At 61.2% G+C, this 18409-nt stretch carries 13 protein-coding genes; 6 read left to right on the plus strand and 7 right to left on the minus strand.

All coding sequences use genetic code 11. The features are described from left to right. The first annotated feature begins 279 nt into the window (after nt 1-279). From ACZZZ4_RS23250 to ACZZZ4_RS23270, 5 genes are all read left to right on the plus strand, one after another. Entirely contained in the window at nt 280-1434 is a 1155-nt protein-coding gene (locus ACZZZ4_RS23250; protein WP_463548894.1) for a MalY/PatB family protein, read from the plus strand. 362 nt (nt 1435-1796) lie between these two features. Next, a complete protein-coding gene (locus ACZZZ4_RS23255; RefSeq protein WP_133336178.1) occupies nt 1797-2654 on the plus strand; it encodes a glucose 1-dehydrogenase in 858 nt (285 codons plus the stop codon). Nucleotides 2655-2698: 44 nt separating this feature from the next. After that, nucleotides 2699-3352 carry a Yip1 family protein gene (locus ACZZZ4_RS23260; RefSeq protein WP_463549308.1) on the plus strand — a complete coding sequence of 218 codons (654 nt, stop codon included), beginning with the start codon at nt 2699-2701 and terminating at the stop codon, nt 3350-3352. A 42-nt stretch (nt 3353-3394) separates the two neighbouring features. Further along, complete coding sequence (locus ACZZZ4_RS23265; protein WP_415762401.1) at nt 3395-4738, plus strand: cation:proton antiporter; 1344 nt, start codon at nt 3395-3397, stop codon at nt 4736-4738. A 183-nt stretch (nt 4739-4921) separates the two neighbouring features. After that, nucleotides 4922-5215: a hypothetical protein gene (locus ACZZZ4_RS23270; protein WP_039761510.1), complete on the plus strand. Its 294-nt coding sequence runs from the start codon at nt 4922-4924 to the stop codon at nt 5213-5215. A 234-nt stretch (nt 5216-5449) separates the two neighbouring features. On the opposite strand, the gene ACZZZ4_RS23275 is transcribed toward ACZZZ4_RS23270, so the two are convergent. The 4 genes from ACZZZ4_RS23275 to ACZZZ4_RS23290 all read right to left on the minus strand — a co-directional run bounded on the left by ACZZZ4_RS23275 (nt 5450) and on the right by ACZZZ4_RS23290 (nt 11954). Further along, complete coding sequence (locus ACZZZ4_RS23275; RefSeq protein WP_310408759.1) at nt 5450-5983, minus strand: hypothetical protein; 534 nt, start codon at nt 5981-5983, stop codon at nt 5450-5452. A 79-nt stretch (nt 5984-6062) separates the two neighbouring features. Continuing rightward, the gene (locus ACZZZ4_RS23280) at nt 6063-7982 is read right to left on the minus strand and encodes a hybrid sensor histidine kinase/response regulator (protein ID WP_463548895.1); all 1920 of its coding nucleotides are present in this window, start codon (nt 7980-7982) and stop codon (nt 6063-6065) included. After that, on the minus strand, nt 7975-10305 hold the full coding sequence (locus tag ACZZZ4_RS23285; RefSeq protein WP_463548896.1) for an ATP-dependent DNA helicase: 2331 nt from the start codon (nt 10303-10305) through the stop codon (nt 7975-7977). The genes ACZZZ4_RS23280 and ACZZZ4_RS23285 overlap by 8 nt, the downstream gene beginning before the upstream one ends. Further along, nucleotides 10302-11954 carry a VRR-NUC domain-containing protein gene (locus ACZZZ4_RS23290; protein ID WP_463548897.1) on the minus strand — a complete coding sequence of 551 codons (1653 nt, stop codon included), beginning with the start codon at nt 11952-11954 and terminating at the stop codon, nt 10302-10304. The genes ACZZZ4_RS23285 and ACZZZ4_RS23290 overlap by 4 nt, the downstream gene beginning before the upstream one ends. Nucleotides 11955-12149: 195 nt before the next feature. Here ACZZZ4_RS23290 and ACZZZ4_RS23295 point away from each other — a divergent pair, with 195 nt between their 5' ends. Beyond that, a complete protein-coding gene (locus ACZZZ4_RS23295; RefSeq protein ID WP_039761518.1) occupies nt 12150-12374 on the plus strand; it encodes a YgdI/YgdR family lipoprotein in 225 nt (74 codons plus the stop codon). Between the two features lie 112 nt (nt 12375-12486). On the opposite strand, the gene ACZZZ4_RS23300 is transcribed toward ACZZZ4_RS23295, so the two are convergent. From ACZZZ4_RS23300 to ACZZZ4_RS23310, 3 genes are all read right to left on the minus strand, one after another. Beyond that, nucleotides 12487-12858, minus strand: a complete 372-nt coding sequence (locus tag ACZZZ4_RS23300) for a hypothetical protein (protein WP_129999379.1) — start codon at nt 12856-12858, stop codon at nt 12487-12489. A 239-nt stretch (nt 12859-13097) separates the two neighbouring features. After that, a complete protein-coding gene (locus ACZZZ4_RS23305; protein ID WP_463549309.1) occupies nt 13098-14951 on the minus strand; it encodes a polyurethane esterase in 1854 nt (617 codons plus the stop codon). 342 nt (nt 14952-15293) lie between these two features. After that, nucleotides 15294-18371, minus strand: coding sequence for an autotransporter domain-containing protein (locus ACZZZ4_RS23310; protein ID WP_463548898.1), 3078 nt, complete (start codon nt 18369-18371; stop codon nt 15294-15296). Nucleotides 18372-18409 lie beyond the last annotated feature (38 nt).

Genomic DNA, 18409 nt, shown 5'->3' on the forward strand with positions numbered 1-18409 from the left:
GGCGCTGACTTTTTCACTGTAGACAAAGACCTTGCGGACTGTGTGAAAACCGACCGTCGGGTGTGTGAGCGCATAATTTGCCCTGCACCCCAATCCCTGTGGGAGCTGGCTTGCCAGCGATTGCGGTGGGTCAACAACACTTATGCCGACTGTGCCGACGCCATCGCTGGCAAGCCAGCTCCCACAGGGTTATGAGGTTGCCGTCAGGATTTATGTGCCTCGCCTGGGCCACGGGTTTATCATGGCGCCCACGAACCACCCGCCGTCACGAGACCATGCATGACTTTCGATTTTGATCAGCTGTTCGACCGCCACCACACTGGCAGCACCAAGTGGAGCCGCTACCCGGCCGATGTGTTGCCGATGTGGGTCGCTGACATGGATTTCGCCGCGCCGCCGGTCATCATCGAAGCCTTGCAACAGCGCCTGCTGCACCCGCTGCTCGGTTACAGCGTGGCCCAGGACAACCTGCGTGAAGCGATCGTCGCCGATCTGTGGAACAAGTATTCATGGCAGGTCAAACCGCAGGAGCTGATCGTCCTGCCGGGCGTTGAGTCGGGCTTCAACATGGCCCTCAAGGCTTTGGTCCAGGCGCAACAGAATGTCGTCGTGCAGGTGCCGAACTACCCGCCGCTGCGCCATGCGCCGGGGCATTGGGGCCTGAACAAGGTGGAGCTGGAATTCAACGCCCAGGCCGATGGCACTTACGCCACGCCATTGGATGCAGTGCGCGAGTCGCTGATCGGCGGCGGCGCCCTGCTCTTGAGTAACCCGCACAACCCGCTCGGCAAGGTCTTCGACCGCGATGAGTTGCAGGCAGTGGCGGACATTTGCGCAGCGCAGGACGCGTGGATCATCTCCGACGAAATCCACGCCGAGCTGTGCTTCGACGGCCGCGTGCACATTCCTACCGCGTCGCTGAGTCCGGAAATATCCAAACGCACCATCACCCTGATGTCGGCGAGCAAGGCCTACAACATCGCCGGCCTCAAGACCTCGTTCATGATCATTCAGGACGCCGCCCTGCGCGAACGCGTCAATCACGCCCGCTGCGGCATGGTCGACAGCGTCAACCCGCTGGGCATGGAAGCCACGCGCGTGGCCTACAGCGAAGCCGCACCGTGGCTTGCCGAACTGAAAACCTACCTGCAGGCCAACCGCGACTGGCTGGTGAACGCGGTGCGCACGCGCCTGCCGGGCGTGAGCATCAATGTGCCGCAGGGCACCTATCTGGCATGGCTCGATTGCACAGCGCTGGATCTGCCGGATCCGCAGCGGTTCTTTCTCGAACAGGGCAAGGTCGGATTGAGTGCGGGACTGGATTTTGGCGACGCTCATCAGCAGTTCGTACGCTTGAATTTCGGCTGCCCGCGGGCGTTGCTCGAAGAAGGGATTGCGCGGATGGAGCGGGCTTTGGCTAACCGCAATCTCTGATCCTGCCCCGAGATTCCCTGTGTAAGTGATCCCCTGTGGAAGCGAGCCTGCTCGCGAAAGCGCAGTGTCAGTCGACATATTTATCGTCTGACGGACCGCTTTCGCGAGCAGGCTCGCTCCCACATGAGATTTGTGGAGTTGTCGGGAACCTCAGTACAACGGAAAACCCTGTGGGAGTGAGCTTGCTCACGAATGCGGCCGGACAGGTAAATATCTGTTTCTGACACACCGCTTTCGCGAGCAGGCTCGCTCCCACATTGGTTTTGCACAGCCAACCAAAATCCAGCGCAAATCCGATCGAACTCCAGGCAAAGCCACCGGGTCAACCCGGAACACTGGCCTTGAAATCAGGAGACCCTGCGATGACTGACTATCCAAAACCACCCTTCCCGAAACAAGCCCAACCGGTGCCTGGCTCGCAGCGCAAAATGGAGCCGTACCCAGACTGCGGCGAGCAAAGCTACGTCGGTTCCGGCCGCCTCGCCGGCAAGATTGCGCTGATCACCGGCGCCGACAGCGGCATCGGCCGCGCCGTCGCGATTGCTTTCGCCCGTGAAGGCGCCGACGTTGCCGTGGCTTACTTGAATGAACACGAAGATGCCAAGGAAACCGCACGCTGGGTCGAACAGGCCGGGCGTCAGTGCCTGCTGCTGCCGGGTGATATCGCCGAGAAAGCGCATTGCCAGGCGCTGGTCGACAAGACCGTTGAGCGCTTTGGCCGCATCGACGTGCTGGTCAACAACGCCGCATTCCAGATGACCCACGAAAACTTCGAAGACATTCCCGATGACGAATGGGTGATGACCTTCGATGTGAACATCACCGCCATGTTCAGGATCTGCCAGGCGGCGATCAAGCACATGGGGCCCGGTTCATCGATCATCAACACCAGCTCGGTCAACTCGGACATGCCCAAGCCGACCCTGCTGGCCTACGCCACCACCAAAGGCGCGATCGCCAACTTCACCGGTGGTCTGGCGCAGATGCTTGGGCCGAAGGAAATTCGCGTCAACAGCGTCGCACCCGGCCCGATCTGGACGCCGCTGATCGTCTCGACCATGCCCGACGAAGAAGTGCAGAACTTCGGCGGCAGCACCCCGCTCGGCCGTCCCGGCCAACCGGTGGAAGTTGCGCCAATTTACGTGCTGCTGGCCTCCGACGAAGCCAGCTACATTACCGGGCAGCGCTACGGTGTGACCGGCGGTAAACCGATGCTGTAACCGTGCAGCAGAAAAACTGAACCCGAGCGGCATGGCATCCCTCCATACCTGTAAGCGCCTACGGGCCATCAGGAACAGGAGGTTGTCATGTCCGCCCCCTCGTCAGACTCTTCACCCAACCCAACTTCGCCTGGACCGATATCCGCCGCGAAGAAGAAACCCATCCCCGCCACTACCTCGCCCATCTGCTGCTGCTCGCGCTGATTCCGGCGGTGTGCCTGTTCGTCGGCACCACCCAAGTCGGCTGGAGCCTCGCCGTGGGTGAAAACGTGCGCCTGAGCACGGCCAGCGCACTGCAATTGAGCGTGTTGCTGTACGTGACGATTGTCGCGGGTGTCGCGGTCATGGGCGGTTTCATTCGCTGGATGTCGCGCTCGTTCGATGCGCGGCCGACGCTGAATCAATGCATCGGTTTTGCCGCTTACACGGTGACGCCGTTTTTCCTCGCCGGCATTGCCGGACTGTACCCGAGCCGCTGGCTGGCGATTCTGGTGCTCGGCGCGGCGTCGATCTACTCGACGTTTTTGCTGTTCGTCGGCCTGCCGACCTTCATGCACGAGCGCAAGGAGCAAGGCTTGTTGTATTCGGCCTGTGTGTGGGGCGTTGGCTTGCTGGTGCTGGTGACCATGCTGGTATCGATGATCCTGCTCTGGTTCAACGTACTCATCCCCGAGTACCTGCGCACGACCGTGGGCTGACCCGGTGCGCCTGTCCTTGAAAATTCGCTGCTGTGAGCGGTCATGAGTTTCGGTGTGTGGGTCGCGGTGCTCGGCGCCGTGCTGCTGACGCTGGCCCTGACTTCCTCATGGCTGCGCTGGATGCCGGTCACCACCTCGGCAGTGTGCCTGCTGCTGGGCATTGCCATCGGCCCCAGCGGCCTCGACCTGCTGAAACTGTCGCTGGAAGAATCATCGTTGTGGATGGAGCACCTGACTGAGGTCGCGGTGCTCTTTTCTTTATTTGTCTGCGGTTTGAAGCTGCGTCTGCCGCTGGGCAACACGACCTGGCGTATCGCCTTTGGCCTGGCCGGGCCGGTGATGATCCTGACCATCATCGGCGTGTGTCTGCTGCTGCACTGGGGCCTGCAACTGGCGTGGGGGCCTTCGCTGCTGATCGGCGCGATGCTGGCTCCGACCGACCCGGTGCTCGCGGCGCTGGTGCAGGTCAATGATGCGCAGGACATCGACAGCGTGCGCTTCGGCCTCTCCGGTGAAGCCGGGCTCAACGATGGCGTGGCGTTCCCTTTCGTTATTCTCGGCTTGCTGTTGCTGCACGGTGACGGCAGTGCCGGCGAGTGGCAGCACTGGGTGATCCGCAGTCTGTTGTGGGCGGTGCCGGCGGGTTTGCTGACCGGTTACTGGATGGGCCGTGGCATCGGCCGCATCGCCCTGTCGCTGCGCATTCACAATGAGGACAGCACCCTCGGCCCCAACGACTACCTGACCCTCGCGCTGATTGCGCTTTCCTATGTGGTAGCCGATGCCATTGGCGGCTACGGCTTTCTCGCGGTGTTTGCCGCCGGTCTCGGCCTGCGTCAGGAGGAGGTGAAATCCACCGGGATTACCCAAGTGCCTGCCGAGCACCTGGTGCAGCCGGTGGTCGGCCATCAGAACATCGAACCTGAAAACGCTGTGCATGGCGATACCGAACAACTGGAAGACAGCCAGGTCGCCGCCGGAATCATGATGGGCGACATGCTCGCGTTCGGCAGCCTGGTCGAACGGGCGATGGAAGTGTTTCTGGTGACCCTGCTCGGCGTCGTGCTGATTGCCCACTGGAATTGGCACGCACTGTGGATCGGCGCGGTGCTGTTCTGTTTGATCCGGCCGCTGAGCGTGGCATTGATGCCGTGGGGCAATCTGCTCAGCGGCCCGCAGCGCCTGCTGATCGGCTGGTTTGGCATTCGCGGCATCGGCAGTCTGTTCTATCTGTTCTTCGCCCTGAACCATGGCCTGGATGCCGATGTGGCGAAGGTCTGTACCGACATCACTTTGTCGGTGGTGGCACTGAGCATTCTGCTGCATGGCATCAGCACGCAGCCAATGCTGGCGCGCTATGAAAGTCTCAAGCAACGAAAAAGCTGATGCTTCAATCGCTTCGATTCGCTGGGAATTATCGAAGTTTTTTCTGAAAAAAATGGATCGCTGCGCATGACCGAAGGGTCACAACTTTAACCGCGCCAACCATCCAGCGCGGCCCGGCAGGTTCGGTTCCCCTGCGGTGAACAGCCTATTAAACGGAACCCCGACACAAACAAGGTCACGGTCATGAACGAATGCTCGACTCCTGCGCAAATCAAGGCTTGCAGAGCACTGGCTCTGGAACGCAATCGTCAACTGTTCGAAGAAGCCCACGAACTGAACCGAGCAGCCAACGCGCTGCTGGAACAGACGCCGACTGACTTCGAACGCTTTGAGCAATACCGGGCACTGCGCAAGAAAGCCGATGCGAAATTTGAAGATGCAATCGATCATCTGTGTGTGCTGAATGAGGATTTTCCGCCGATTCCGGCGGCGGTGCAGAATGCGGTTACTCCGCGGCGTGAGCTGGAAACGGCGTGATAAAAGTCATAAGCCCCTCACCCTAACCCTCTCCCCGAGGGAGAGGGGACTGACCGGGGTGTTCTTGCCTATTACCCCGACCTGAAATACCGCGCCGAATGTAGATTATGAAAAGCATGAAGATCGGCTCCCTTTCCCCCTCGCCCTCTTGGGGGAGAGGGCTGGGGTGAGGGGGTTAGATCTCACAGACACCACAAAATCCAGCTCCTGTACCCTGCCCCCGACCAACCCACCTCAAGGATTGGTCACCTGAATAAACACCGCATACACCCCCAGCATCACCCAGAACGTCGCAAAGATCCAAGGCGTGCGCACCGAGAACAGCAGCGACTTGCGATAGCCCTTGTGGCTCGATTCCATCTCGCTGAACAGCGGCGATTCATCGTACGCCGCGCCCATCACCGGCTCTGCGTGCAGCAACTGGCTCTGCTTGAAGTGCCAGTGATCGATGATGTCGTAAGCCGCGCGAATCCCCGGCCAGGCATTGAGTGAGCTGAGTACACCGAGCAGCGCCAGAAACGGCGGTACGACAAGCGTAAACATCTTGCCCCACTCGGGATTGAGGTTGGCCATGCACGAAGCGAAAGCGATCACCAGAAAAGACTGCGCGGCCAGATAGGCGTCGGTGCGGTTGGCGAGGATGCTGGTTTCGTACTGGATTTCCCGGCGGTAGAAATCCAGCCGTTCCTTGGGTGAGCCAAACATCTTGGCGTCGTGTTCGGCCAGGGCTTCTTCAGCAGCGCTTGGCTGGGTCAATATGCGAGGCAAGAGACATGCCCTCCGAAAGTGAACAAGACCTTTTGGAAAGACGCGTGTCAGGACTAGTTCAGCCGGATCGACCAGCGCGTCACTTCATCGATTGGGCGATGATCTGCACCAGATTCAACTGGGTGAACGGTTTCGGCAGACGCGGCAGTTCGGCGGCGAAACCTTCCAGGCGTTCGGCGTAACCGGTGGCCAGAATGATCGGCAGATCCGGCTTGAGCATGCGCAACGCGTGGGCCAGTTGCGCGCCGCTCATGTGCGGCATGGCCATATCGGTGATCACAAGATCGATCACCTCGCCCAGATCGAACAATTCCAGCGCTTTAGCGCCGGAGGTCGCGCCGACGACACGATGGCCGAGGTCTTCGAGCAACAGACCGGTGCTGGTCAATACCAGCGAATCGTCATCGACCACCAGCACACTGAGCCTCGGCACCGCAATCGGCGCCGCGTTGCTGTAAGTCGGGCGATTGACTGTCCGCTCGAGCGCCACCGGAATCCACAGCTCGGCCGCTGTGCCGCGGCCCTTCTCGCTTTTGAGAATAAAGCGTCCGCCCAACTGCTCGATGAAGCCATGCACCATCGACAAGCCCAGCCCGGTGCCTTTGCCCAGGCCTTTGGTGGTGAAGAACGGATCGCGGGCGCACGCCAGCGTGCTTTCATCCATGCCTTCGCCGCTGTCGATCAGGCTCAGGCAGACGTAACGCCCGGCCGCCAGGGTCGAATGAGTTTGTTCCAGCACCACTTCGGCTTGCGCCTGAATGATCACCGTGCCGCCCTCGGGCATGGCATCGCGGGCATTGGTGGCCAGATTGAGAATCGCCAGTTCCAGCTGGTTGCTGTCGGCCAGCACTGGTTGCAGATCTTTCGGGAAGCGCGTTTCGATGCGAATTCCCGGCCCCAGCGAACTGCGCAACAGCCCGGTGATGCCTTGCACCAGTTGCGGGATATCGACCGATTCGGTCTTGAGTTCCTGGCGCCGGGCGAAGGCCAGCATGCGCTGGGTCAGCGACACACCGCGCAAGGCGCCCTGGGTGGCGTTTTCCAGCAGACGGGCGATTTTCGGCGCGTCACCGATGCGCTTCTGCACGATTTCGAGATTGCCGAGAATCACCGTCAGCAGGTTGTTGAAGTCATGGGCGATACCGCCGCTGAGTTGGCCGATCGCCTGCATCTTCTGCGCCTGGAACAATGCTTCGCGGGTCTTTTCCAGGGCCTGCTGCGCCTCGTGCGCCTCGGTCACATCGCGGGTGATCTTGGCAAAACCGAGCAGCGTGCCGGTGTCGCCGCGAATCGCATCGACCACGACGTGAGCGAGAAAGCGCGTACCGTCCTTGCGCATCCGCCAGCTGCGGTTCTCGAACCGGCCTTCGCGGGTGGCAATCTCCAGCGAACGCTGCGGCTCGCCGATTTCGCGGTCTTCGGGGGTATAGAAAATCGAAAAATGCTGGCCGATGATCTCTTCCGGCAGATAGCCCTTGATACGCTGCGCGCCCTGGTTCCAGTTGCTGACGCAACCTTCGGGGCTGAGCATGTAGATCGCGTAGTCGGTGACGCCCTGCACCAGCAGGCGGAACTGCTGTTCGCTTTGCTTGAGGGTTTCTTCGGCCATCTTGCGGTCGGTGAGGTCGCGGGTGATCTTGGCGAACCCGAGCAGCGTGCCGTTGGGGTCGATGATCGGGTCAATCACCACGTGCGACCAGAAGTGCGTACCGTCCTTGCGCACCCGCCAGCCTTCACCTTCGAATCGACCTTCGCGGATCGCCGTGTCCAGCGCCCTCTGCGGCATGCCGTTGGCGCGGTCTTCAGGGGTATAGAAGCGTGAGAAGTGCTCGCCGATGATCTCGGCTTCTTCATAACCTTTAAAACGTTTGGCGCCGGAGTTCCAACTGGTGATAGTACCGTCGGGGTCGATCATGTAGATCGCGTAGTCGACAACCGCGTCGATCAGCAACCGGAAACGGCTGTCTTCGATCGCTGCAGTTCTGTTGTTCTCACTCATCACACTCACCCGCCACTGTCATGGGCAGAAGTATGCGTGAATCCGCCGATTTGAAAAGTACCGGTTCGCTTCTGATCGCCCACCAGCGCGGCAACAACTGTTTGATGCGGCTTTCAGCAAAGCGGTCGTCGATGAGCATGACCGTGCCGCGATCCTCGCGGGTGCGGATCACCCGCCCGGCGGCTTGCACGACTTTTTGCATGCCCGGGTACAGATAGGTGTAGTCGTAACCGGCGCCGAAAATCGCCGCCATGCGCCGCTTCATCTGCTCGTTGACCGGATTGAGCTGCGCCAGCCCCAGCGTGGCGATGAACGCACCGATCAGCCGCGCACCGGGCAAATCGATGCCCTCGCCAAACGCACCACCCAACACTGCAAAGCCAACGCCTTGGCTGTCGGCGCTGAACTGGTCGAGAAACGCTTGGCGCGCGCCCTCGGCCATGCCCCGCGATTGCAACCACTGGGTGATGTGCGGATGGCGCTCGGCCAACAACGTCGCGACCTGTTGCAGGTAATCGAAACTGCTGAAGAACGCCAGATAGTTGCCCGGGCGCTCGCTGAACTGGTGCGCGATCAGCTCGACAATCGGCTCCAGCGAAGCTTGCCGATGGTTAAAACGCGTGGAGATCTGGCTGACGATGTGCACCTGCAACTGCTCGGCGCTGAATGGCGACTCGACGTCGATGCACACGGTGTCGGCGGGCGTGCCGAGCAGATCGGCGTAGTAGTTGCGCGGGCTCAGCGTGGCCGAGAACAGCACGCTGCTGCGCGCCGCGCTCAGGCGCGGGCCGATGAACGCCGCCGGCACCACGTTGCGCAGGCACAGTTGCGACAGCGGACGCTTGCGCTCGAGATCGCGTTTGCTGATATCGAACAGGTAATGCTCGTCATACAGCTCGGCGACCCGGGCGAATTGCAGCAGATCGAAATAGAAGTTCTGCAAGCCGCTGTCGAGGCCTTGCGGATGATCGTTGAGGTAATCGCCAATGGCCGCGCAACATAGCGAAATGGCTTGCAGGAGTTTGTCTGGGGCTTTGTCGTAGGCCTGATACGCCGCCAGTTGCGGCGCATGCAGCGCGTTCCATTCGCGGTTGACCCGCTGCAGGGCATTCTTCAGCGCTGCCGGCGCGGTCTTGCGCACAGTGCCGAGGGTGAACTGGTCGAGACTGGCGCTGTACATCTGCCGGCCGCGCTCGACCAGGTTGTGCGCTTCGTCGGCCAGCACCGCGACTTTCCACTGATTGAGCTGGGCGAGACCGAACAGCAGCGCGCTGAAATCGAAGTAATAGTTGTAGTCGGCTACCACCACGTCCGCCCAGCGAGCCATTTCCTGACTCAGGTAATACGGGCACACGCTGTGCTGCGCGGCGACTTCACGCATCGCTGCCTGATCCAGCAGGTTGATGCGGCTGGCGGCTTCGCGGGCGGCGGGCAAGCGATCATAAAAACCCTGGGCCAGCGGGCAGGATTCGCCATGACAGGCCTTGTCCGGATGCTCGCAGGCCTTGTCGCGAGCGACCATTTCCATGACTCGCAACGGCAAATCGGGCGTTTGCCTGAACAACACCTGGCTTGCATCCAGCGCCAGTTTGCGCCCCGGGGTCTTGGCGGTGAGAAAGAACACTTTGTCCAGTTGCTGCGGCGCCAACGCCTTGAGCATCGGGAACAGCGTGCCAAGGGTTTTGCCGATGCCGGTCGGCGCCTGGGCCATCAGGCAGCGGCCGGTGCTGACGGCTTTGAACACCGACTCGGCCAGATGCCGTTGGCCGGGACGAAAATCCGCATGCGGGAACGCCAGTTGTTGCGCGGCCAGATTGCGCGCCTCGCGATGGGCCATTTCCTGCTCGGCCCATTGCAGGAACAAGCCGCACTGTTGCGTGAAAAACCCCTGGAGCGCCTCGGCGCTGTGGGATTCGACCAGGCAGGTTTCCTTTTCGCTGACGATGTCGAAATACACCAGCGCCAGATTGATCTGCTGCAGTTGCAGTTTCTGGCACATCAACCAGCCGTAGATCTTCGCCTGCGCCCAATGCAACTGGCGGTGATTGGCCGGTTGCTTGCTCAGGTCGCCGCGATAGGTTTTGACTTCTTCCAGGCAGTTTTGCGCCGGATCGTAGCCATCCGCCCTGCCCTTGACCTTCAGCGCGCCGAATTCGCCTTGCAGCGCCACTTCGCTCTGGTACTGCTCGCTGCGCCGCGAGGCCACGGTGCGATGGCCGACGATGCCTTCCAGCGCGGTCGGTGACGGGGTGAAGCGCAGGTCGAGGTCACCGGTCTTGGCGGTGAACTCGCACAGTGCACGGACGGCGATGCTGTAGCTCAAGCGCTCTGCTCCGCCCACTGCACGTAACACACCGCCACCGGCATCTGGTGCTCGTGGCAGAACTCCAGCCAGCGCAGTTGATTGTCCTGCAAGCGGTCGCCGGGGCCTTTGACTTCGATCATTCGGTAGGTCTTGTGCTGCGGCCAGAACTGGATCAGGTCCGGCATGCCAGTACGGTTGGCCTTGATATCGAGCAACAGGCGGTTGAACCAGTGTTTCAGGTGTTCGGCGGGCAGACAGGCCAGCGCCTGCTCGAGCAGGTCTTCATTGAGCGCGCCCCAGAACACGAACGGCGACTGAATGCCCCACTTGTCGACGAAGCGCTGGCGGATGGTTTCGGCGTAGCGACCGTCATCGAGTTCGCCCAGGGAGGCCTGGAACAGCTCGGCTCGGCGCTCGAGAAAGTCTTCGCTGAGCAGATCGACCGGACCGCGCTGGAACGGGTGGAAAAACGCACCCGGCAACGGCGCAAAGATCGCCGGCCAGCACAACAGGCCAAACAGTGAATTGATCAGGCTGTTCTCGACGTAATGCACCGGGCCGTCTTCGTCATGCAGGTGCGCTTGCACATGGAATTCCACTGACCGCGCCGGATCGGTGCGCGGCAAGTGCAAGTCCAGACGCTCGACCTCTCTGGCCTTGACACGCTTGAGCGGTGGGCCGCCGAGTTTGCGCCGTAGACGCGGGACGATGCGCTGCAGACCTTGCTGCTCGGCCGCGCTTTGCGGCGCCTGTTCGGCCAGCGTGCCAAGCTCCAGCGCCAGCGCGTATTCGCCGCAACGTTCGAGCACACGGATCATGCGCAATCGCGCGCCCGGATAATGGCAGTCCCGATACACACTCAGGGCCAGGGCGAAGTCACCGATGCGCTCGGCATATTGGCCGATCTGGAACAACGCCTTGGCCTGCCGACGGCGCAGCCATGGGTTTTCGAACTGCACGGCATTGATCTGCTCGACGATCTCTTCCAGCGGTTCGCCGGCCTCAAAACGCAGCTGGCACTGATGCAGGAACAGGCAGGCGTCGACGTCTTCGCGACTGCGCAGGCCTCGGGAGTCAGCGCAGAATTCGACTTTTTCATAGGTGAAGATGCCCAGGTCGGCCAGGACGAATTCCGACCAGTCCTGATAGAGGTTGCCGAAGAACATCAGGCGCAGGCGATCGCACAAATCCATGAGGGTCAGGCTGAACAGCCGGTCAGCCAGTTGCGGGGCCCAGGCGCGCAGGGTTTGCGCCTCGCTGAACTGTTCGGTCAGCACCGGCAGCCACTCGTCCTTACGCCCTTTCGGTTGTTCGATAAAGGTGCCGAACGCTTGCAGCAGCTCAGCCTTGAGCAAGACATCGAACAGTTCTGCCAGCGTCAGCGCGGCGTGTTCGTCGAGCCAGCCGTGGTCGAGCAACGGCTGCGCCGCCACAGCGATGTCGCCGATTTCCAGATAATTGAGTTTGCTCGCGCGAAAGTGAATGCCCTTGCGCATGACCATGCGCACCAGCAATCCCTGCGAGGCTTGCGGCAGCGTATTGAAGTCGCGGATGAAGCCGTGCTCGCTTGCGCTCATCACATCCGCATAACGAAGCCCAAGCCAATCAAGCACTTGCCGGAAGTTATTAAGGTAATAAAACGGATCGTCGAGAGGGTTGGAGGTCACGGGATTTCAAAGCCACGGCAAGCGAACACTGGTTATGCGTACAGATACCAGCTCAGCCCTGCCCGGCGCAAACGGAAAAAGATCAATGGCATTTTTTCGCGCCGCCATCGAACTTTTCCGCCGATGTTGGCACCAACCGCGTTAGAGGGCCGACAATGCCCGCAATCACATTCAAGCAAGGAGTCAGAGGTGGGTATGAAAATCAAGATGCTGGGCATTCCTGTAGCAGTCGCAGCCCTGTTGGCGCTGAGCGGCTGTTCGACCCAGACCGTGGTGACGCTGCAGAACGGCACCCAGTACCTGACCGAGGACATGCCGAAAACCAAGACCGAAGACGGCTTCTATGAGTTCGAAGACATCTCCGGGGCCAAGGTCAAGGTTCGCGCTGATGAAGTCGCGACCGTGCGCAAGGAAGACTGATCCGCCGCCTTTCCCTGTGGGAGCTGCCGAAGGCTGCGACCTTTTGATGTTGCTTCAAGCATTGAAGATCAAAAGATCGCAGCCTTCGGCAGCTCCTACAGGGATTGTTTCATTATTCGAATGCCGGCATGCCGGGAATGCTGCCGTCGCAGCTCAGGTAACTCCCGCCGCGTTTCACCAATTCCTCCTGCAACCGCTGGCAACGCTGTCGCTCCTGTTGATCCATTCGATCGATACTGAGATTGCCAGTCGTCTGTGGCTTGTTTTCACCCAGGCGGATCGTCACGAACGGCTGCTCCGGCTGAATCTGAAAACGACTTTTCGGTTCGACCGGCTCAAGCGTTTCATCCTTCGCCGGGTCCGGCAGTTGATCGGAGGTGATGCCGTAACGGCTGAGAATCGAACTCTGAGGCAGATCGGCCCAGACACTCGCTGAACCCAGCGCCAGTGTGATGACGCCGATATACCCCTTGAAACCTTTCACGCATGAATCTCCTGTACTCGTTGGCGGTTAGCTGAAGAACGTGTGTGCACGTGCTGGCTTTAGGCCGCATTTCCTGTTTTGCAGGGGTTTGAGTCGGAGAATGGCTTTCAAGTCACTTTTGGTACTGCGTCATCGTACTTCGCGAGCAGCCTCGCTCCCACAGGGAGTTGTGAACGACACAGCTCCGGTGTGGGAGCGATCCTGCTCGCGAAGGGTCCATCAAAGGCCAAGCATCAACCTCAGGCGATAACAACCCCGTCGGCGCTCAAACTGCCCAGTGCCACGCCGACCAACGTCACCGAATCCGCACCGAACGTCAGCACGGTGTCCTGCCCGACCGCCGACGCATGGGCACGCAAATCTTGCCCCGGCAACACGCCCTGCACGCCAAGAAACACCAGCGTGTCATCGGCCGTATAGCCAATCACACGGTCCTGGCCAAACGCGCCATTGAACAGAAACGTATCCGCGCCGCCGCCGGATTCCAGCAGGTCATTGCCAGCGCCACCGACCAACACATCATTGCCCGTACCGCCGAGCAAATGATCATCGCCGTCCAGCCCGAACAGCCAGTCACCGCCGGCATGCGCTTTCAGTGTGTCGGCGCCGGCCGTTCCTCTAACGCTTGATTCGTAAGCGGTGAGATTACTGCCGACTTTCAAACCGGTGGCAGTGACGCTGTGCAGCACGTCGTCCTTGAACACGCCCCAGAGAAACCCCGGCTCTTTGCTGACGATGCTGCCGATGTCGCGGGTGATGCTGATCCCGCCGTTGGCATCGCGGATGTACAGGTTGCCGGCGCCGTCGTTGGCAAAATCGAAGTGCTTCACCGTCTGCTGCAATTCGAGCGTGTTGCTGCCCTGCCCGCCCAGAATGACGTTGTAGCCGCCGCTGTCGCGGAAGCTGTCATTGCCGGCGCGGCCTTCCAGATAGTCATTGCCGCTGCCGCCCTGGATCAGGTCGTTGCCGTCACTGCCGATGATGAAGGTGCTGCCCTTGTGGGTTTCGGCGTTGCGGTTGAGGTCCTGCACCCACGTGCTGGCCCGCGCCGGGTCGGACAGGTTGGCGATGATAATCGTCGAGTCGCGGCTGGTCAGGTCGTAGAACTTCGACTCCAGCACGCGGGTCATGCCGTCGCCGTAGCCAGTGGGCAGGTGCGAAATCCAAGTCGGGATATTCAGGATCGAATACGGCAGCACATTCCACGCGTTCGAGGCGTAGTGATCGTTGAAGCTGACGATATTGTCGGTGGTCGACGCGTGCGGCGCATCGTGCACGCCAACCGAAGCGCCAGTGAAAGTAGAGCCGTCGAGGGCACGAAACACCGGGTCGTTTTCGTAGCCGATATTCAGCACCTTGTCGGTGCTGCTCTGAGTCGGCGATGCGTAGGCGATGTAGTTGGAATCGGCGAAGAAGCCGTCCCACTTGCCAGCGCTCAAGTCAGCCATGCTGTTCACCGCCAGGCCGCCCAGGCTATGGCCGCTGACCAGCACGTCCTTGCCGCTGAGGCCGTTGGCCCGGGCGAATGCGACGACATCGTTGAGCAGATTGCCGAAGGCTTCGCCGACGTAGTTTTTTGCGTAATCGGCCGGGCCGAAGGCCGCGAGCAGATCGTTGATCACGTCGCCAATCGAGTCACCGATGAGAATCTCACGCGGGCCACTGGTGCCGCGAAAGGCGATACCCAGTTCAGTGAGGTGACCCTGGGCGTCGTACTTGCCGAGGATTTCGACTTGCGCGCTGGTGTAGCCGGCCTTCTCGCCGAAAAACGTCCCGCGTGCATCGGTCTTGCCTTCGTAGCCCAATTGCGCGGCGCTGATCGGCGTCCAGCCGGCCTTTTGCACCGCCTCGAGGGCGAGTTTTTCCGAATCGGGATTCCACGGGATACCGGGGATCACCCCTTGCGAATCGGTGCCGCCAATCAACGCGGTGACCAGCGTCGCCGGCAGACCGAGGCCAAAGCCGTTGTGCTGGTAACCGGCGGCGAAACCGTTATCGAGGTTGTGATAGGAGTACAGCGTGATCGCCATGGCATCGCTGAACAGCGCCTTGGAATCGGCCGTGCCGAAGTGCTTGTAGTCGTATACACCCATTGCCATTGCCTCTCTTGTTGTTGGAATTGTCAGAGATAGCTCACAGCCAGAGCGCGAGGCTCCGGAGCATTCATTACGTCTTGCGATGACCCTCAAATATCATGTGTACGCAGTACCTGTGGGAGCGGGCTTGCTCGCGAAAGCGGAGTGTCAGACGGCACCATCTTGACTGACACTCCGCTTTCGCGAGCAAGCCCGCTCCCACATTTGGATCTCCTGCACAATTAAAATCTCCTGCCCATTTGGATCTCCTGCACAGTTGGATTTTTGTAATCGAACAGTCCCATGCGCGCTCCTTATTCTTGAAAAACCGGCAGCCCGAGAAGCGCTGCCGGTTACGCCTCAGAACTGCCAGTCGAGGGTCAGACCCACGCCGTGATCTTTCTCGTTCGAGCCGATCAGGCCGTTGTAGTCGAGGTTGACCCGCACGTCGCGATTGAGCGCCAGCCCGGCGCGCACGCCGACCACAGCAGCGTCACGATCCATCGACACGCTCTGCACGGTGAACGCGCTGTTGCCGTTGGCGAACGCCAGATGGCTGTCGGCATCGACGCTGCTCAGGTTGTGCTGCCAGCCGAGGCTCGCGCCCAGTTCCAGCTGGTGCTTATCCGACACGGCGAAGCTGCGCTTGGCGCGTACGCCGAGGGTCGACAGCACCACGTCGCGATTGTCCTCACCGCCCTTGAGCGCGGCAGCGTCACCCTTCTCGGTGAAGCTGTCGGTGTTGAGGTGCACGTAGGACAGATTGGCGAACGGCTCCAGGTTCATCGGTTGCAGGCCCAGATCGTAAGCGGCCTCGGTGAACAGTTGCGCGGTGGTCGCGTCACGTTTGGTTTTCTGTTTGCCGCTGACGTCGCCGAACTGCAGATCACGCTTCACATCGATGCGATGCCAGCTGTAGGCGCCGCCGACGGTCAGGCGCAACGCGTCGATCTCATGGCCCAGATATGCACCCAAGTGGTAGCTGTCGACCGACGCCGACGAATGCGTGCCGCTGCCCATGCTCAACGAGCTGTCGCTGTAACCGGTGACGAAACCGAGACGGGTGTCTTCAGCGATCAGCCCGTCGACACCGGCCAGCAGCCCGCCGATGGAGCTGTTGGAATCGGCATTGTCGTGCCCGCCATCACTCTCGCCCCATGAGCCGAGGACCTTGACCCAGACGTTGCTGCGCTCATCAGTCGGCGCATCGGCATTGAACAGATCACGCTCACGCAGGCGTTCGCCGACGGCTTCGCGCAGGTAGCGGCTGTCGTTGATCAGCAGCGTGCCGATGGCCGGGTGAATCTCGCCGGACAACTGTTGAAAGGCCTGCTGCGCCGACGCGGCATTGGGCGACAGCAACAGGGTTTCGAACAGCGCATTGCCCGCGCCCAGACGCTCGGCGGCCGCACCAACGGCGCGCTGGTTCGGCGTCAGCCCGACGCTGGCGAACGATGCCTCATTGCGCCCGACTGCCAACTGAATGCCGCCCGCCGAATAATCCAGAGTGCCGCCGAGGAAAGCGTAATTCGGCAACACCTGGCCGAAGCGCCCTTCGATGCCTCCCGCCGCTTGCAGAATGTTGTAGCGAGTGCCGAGCAGGCTTTGCACTTCGCCGGTGCTGAGCAAGGTCGGGCTGTTTTCCAGCGACAGACTCACCGTGGCGCCGTCGATGACCGCTTTGCCGCCCGCGACGATCTGATCGCTGCGGGTTGGCGACAGCTCTACGGCGTAGGTTGAGCCCGGCGCGAAGGTCACGTCACCCGCCACGTTCAAGGTGCCGATCGAATTGCCCGGTGCCACCGTACCGCCGCTGTTCACCGCCAGCGCGCCGATGCGGCCGTTGCCGCCGAGGATCCCGCCATTGTTGACGGTGACCGCCGATTGCAGCGAACCGTTGATGGCCAGACGGCCCTGATTGACCAGGGTCGGGCCGCTGTAAGTGTTGTTGCCGGTCAGCACCAAAGTGCCGATGCCTTGCTTGGTCAGACCGCCATGGCCGCCGATGTCGTTGCGCCAGGTGTCGAGGCCGCACGTGATGTCGCTGCACACGCGCTCGGTGGGTTTGCCCTGGTCGATGATCGCGCCGATGCCCGGCAAGTCAGCAACGAACTGGCCGGAGCCGTAAGCGCCCTGTACGCGGAATTCCTCGGGAATGTCCTGCTCGGTGACGAACATCGCCGGGCCATCGATGGCCTTGCGCAGGTTGATCATGCCCCAGCCGTACAAGGCGTCGATGCCCGGCGCGCCGAGGTCGGTCGCAGTGGTACGCAATACGCTGGCGACCTGGTCGCCGCTCATGTACGGAAAACGCTCCATCAGCACGGCGATGGAACCGGCGACGTGCGGTGCCGCCATTGACGTGCCGTTGTAGTTGGCATAGCTGGTGGTCAGGTTGCCGGCGTTGGTGCCTTCGATGATCGAGCTGTAGATCTTGGTGCCCGGTGCCGAGACGCAGTAACTCGCCGTATAGCCGCAGCGCGAGGAGAACGTGCTGATCACGTACGGATTGGCACTGGCGGTGTCCGGGTTCTGCTGCAACGCGGCGACGGTGATCCAGTTCGGCGCGATGTCCGGAACGAAGTAGCCGAGGCCGGCGATGGCATCCGGATTGTTCAGGTTGTAATCGTTGCCAGCTGCGAAAATAGTGACGATGCCGCTGCGTGCGGCGGCAATCGCGCCGTCGTAGGCGCCGCCGGGTTTGGTGCCGAGCAAGGTGCGGATTTCGTTGAACTGCAACTGCGCGTCGTTGACGGTGAAGTGCGGATACGCCGGATCGCGGCCGCCGAGGTCGAAGCGGTCGGTGATGCCGATGCCCCAGCTGTTGTTGATGATCCGCGCACCGCTGGCGATCAGCGCATCCCAACCGGCCTTGTACACCGCGCCGTCGTTGCCGCGAACGATGCCATCTTCGGGGCCTGGGTCGCCGTTGTCGGCGCTGATGATTTGCGCACCGAACGCGACGCCGTGCATCACCCCGCCGTCGCGACTGCCCGCCGCGATACCGCCGACGTGGGTGCCGTGGGCGCCGAGCTTGCCGTCGGAGCCGACCGAGGGCGAACCGTCATAGCGAAACGCGTCGCCGGCTTTCACCGGGATGTACGGGTCGGTGTATTCGCGGATACCGCTGGTGACCAGGGTGACGACCTTGTTACTGCCAGAGAACTCCGGATGCGCGGCGTAGACCGGTTGATCGAAGATGCCCAGTTTCACGCCTTTGCCGGTGTAGCCGGCGGCATAGGCATAATCCGCACCGATCGCGCCCAGGCCCCAATCAGCCTTGAATTCGCTGCTGCGCCAACTCGACGGATCGCCGTTGCGGCCGTTTTCCACGTACGGCGCTGCCTGCGCCAGCGCACTGGCACAGAGCATGGCGACTGTCAGGGTTTTCAGGGCAAAGCGGCCACCCGATTGCGCGGGGGTATTGTTGTTATCCATCCACGACCTTCCTTAGTGATGTTGCGAAAAATCCGGTT

Source organism: Pseudomonas sp. AC252 (assembly GCF_979258105.1).

Bases quoted from the DNA above. Each gene is read 5' to 3' on its own strand.
- ACZZZ4_RS23270 (WP_039761510.1), top strand. From the start codon at position 4,922: ATGAACGAATGCTCGACTCCTGCGCAAATCAAGGCTTGCAGAGCACTG.
- ACZZZ4_RS23255 (WP_133336178.1), top strand. From the start codon at position 1,797: ATGACTGACTATCCAAAACCACCCTTCCCGAAACAAGCCCAACCGGTG.
- ACZZZ4_RS23250 (WP_463548894.1), top strand. From the start codon at position 280: ATGACTTTCGATTTTGATCAGCTGTTCGACCGCCACCACACTGGCAGC.
- ACZZZ4_RS23305 (WP_463549309.1), bottom strand. From the start codon at position 14,951: ATGGGTGTATACGACTACAAGCACTTCGGCACGGCCGATTCCAAGGCG.
- ACZZZ4_RS23280 (WP_463548895.1), bottom strand. From the start codon at position 7,982: ATGAGTGAGAACAACAGAACTGCAGCGATCGAAGACAGCCGTTTCCGG.
- ACZZZ4_RS23310 (WP_463548898.1), bottom strand. From the start codon at position 18,371: ATGGATAACAACAATACCCCCGCGCAATCGGGTGGCCGCTTTGCCCTG.
- ACZZZ4_RS23265 (WP_415762401.1), top strand. From the start codon at position 3,395: ATGAGTTTCGGTGTGTGGGTCGCGGTGCTCGGCGCCGTGCTGCTGACG.
- ACZZZ4_RS23295 (WP_039761518.1), top strand. From the start codon at position 12,150: ATGAAAATCAAGATGCTGGGCATTCCTGTAGCAGTCGCAGCCCTGTTG.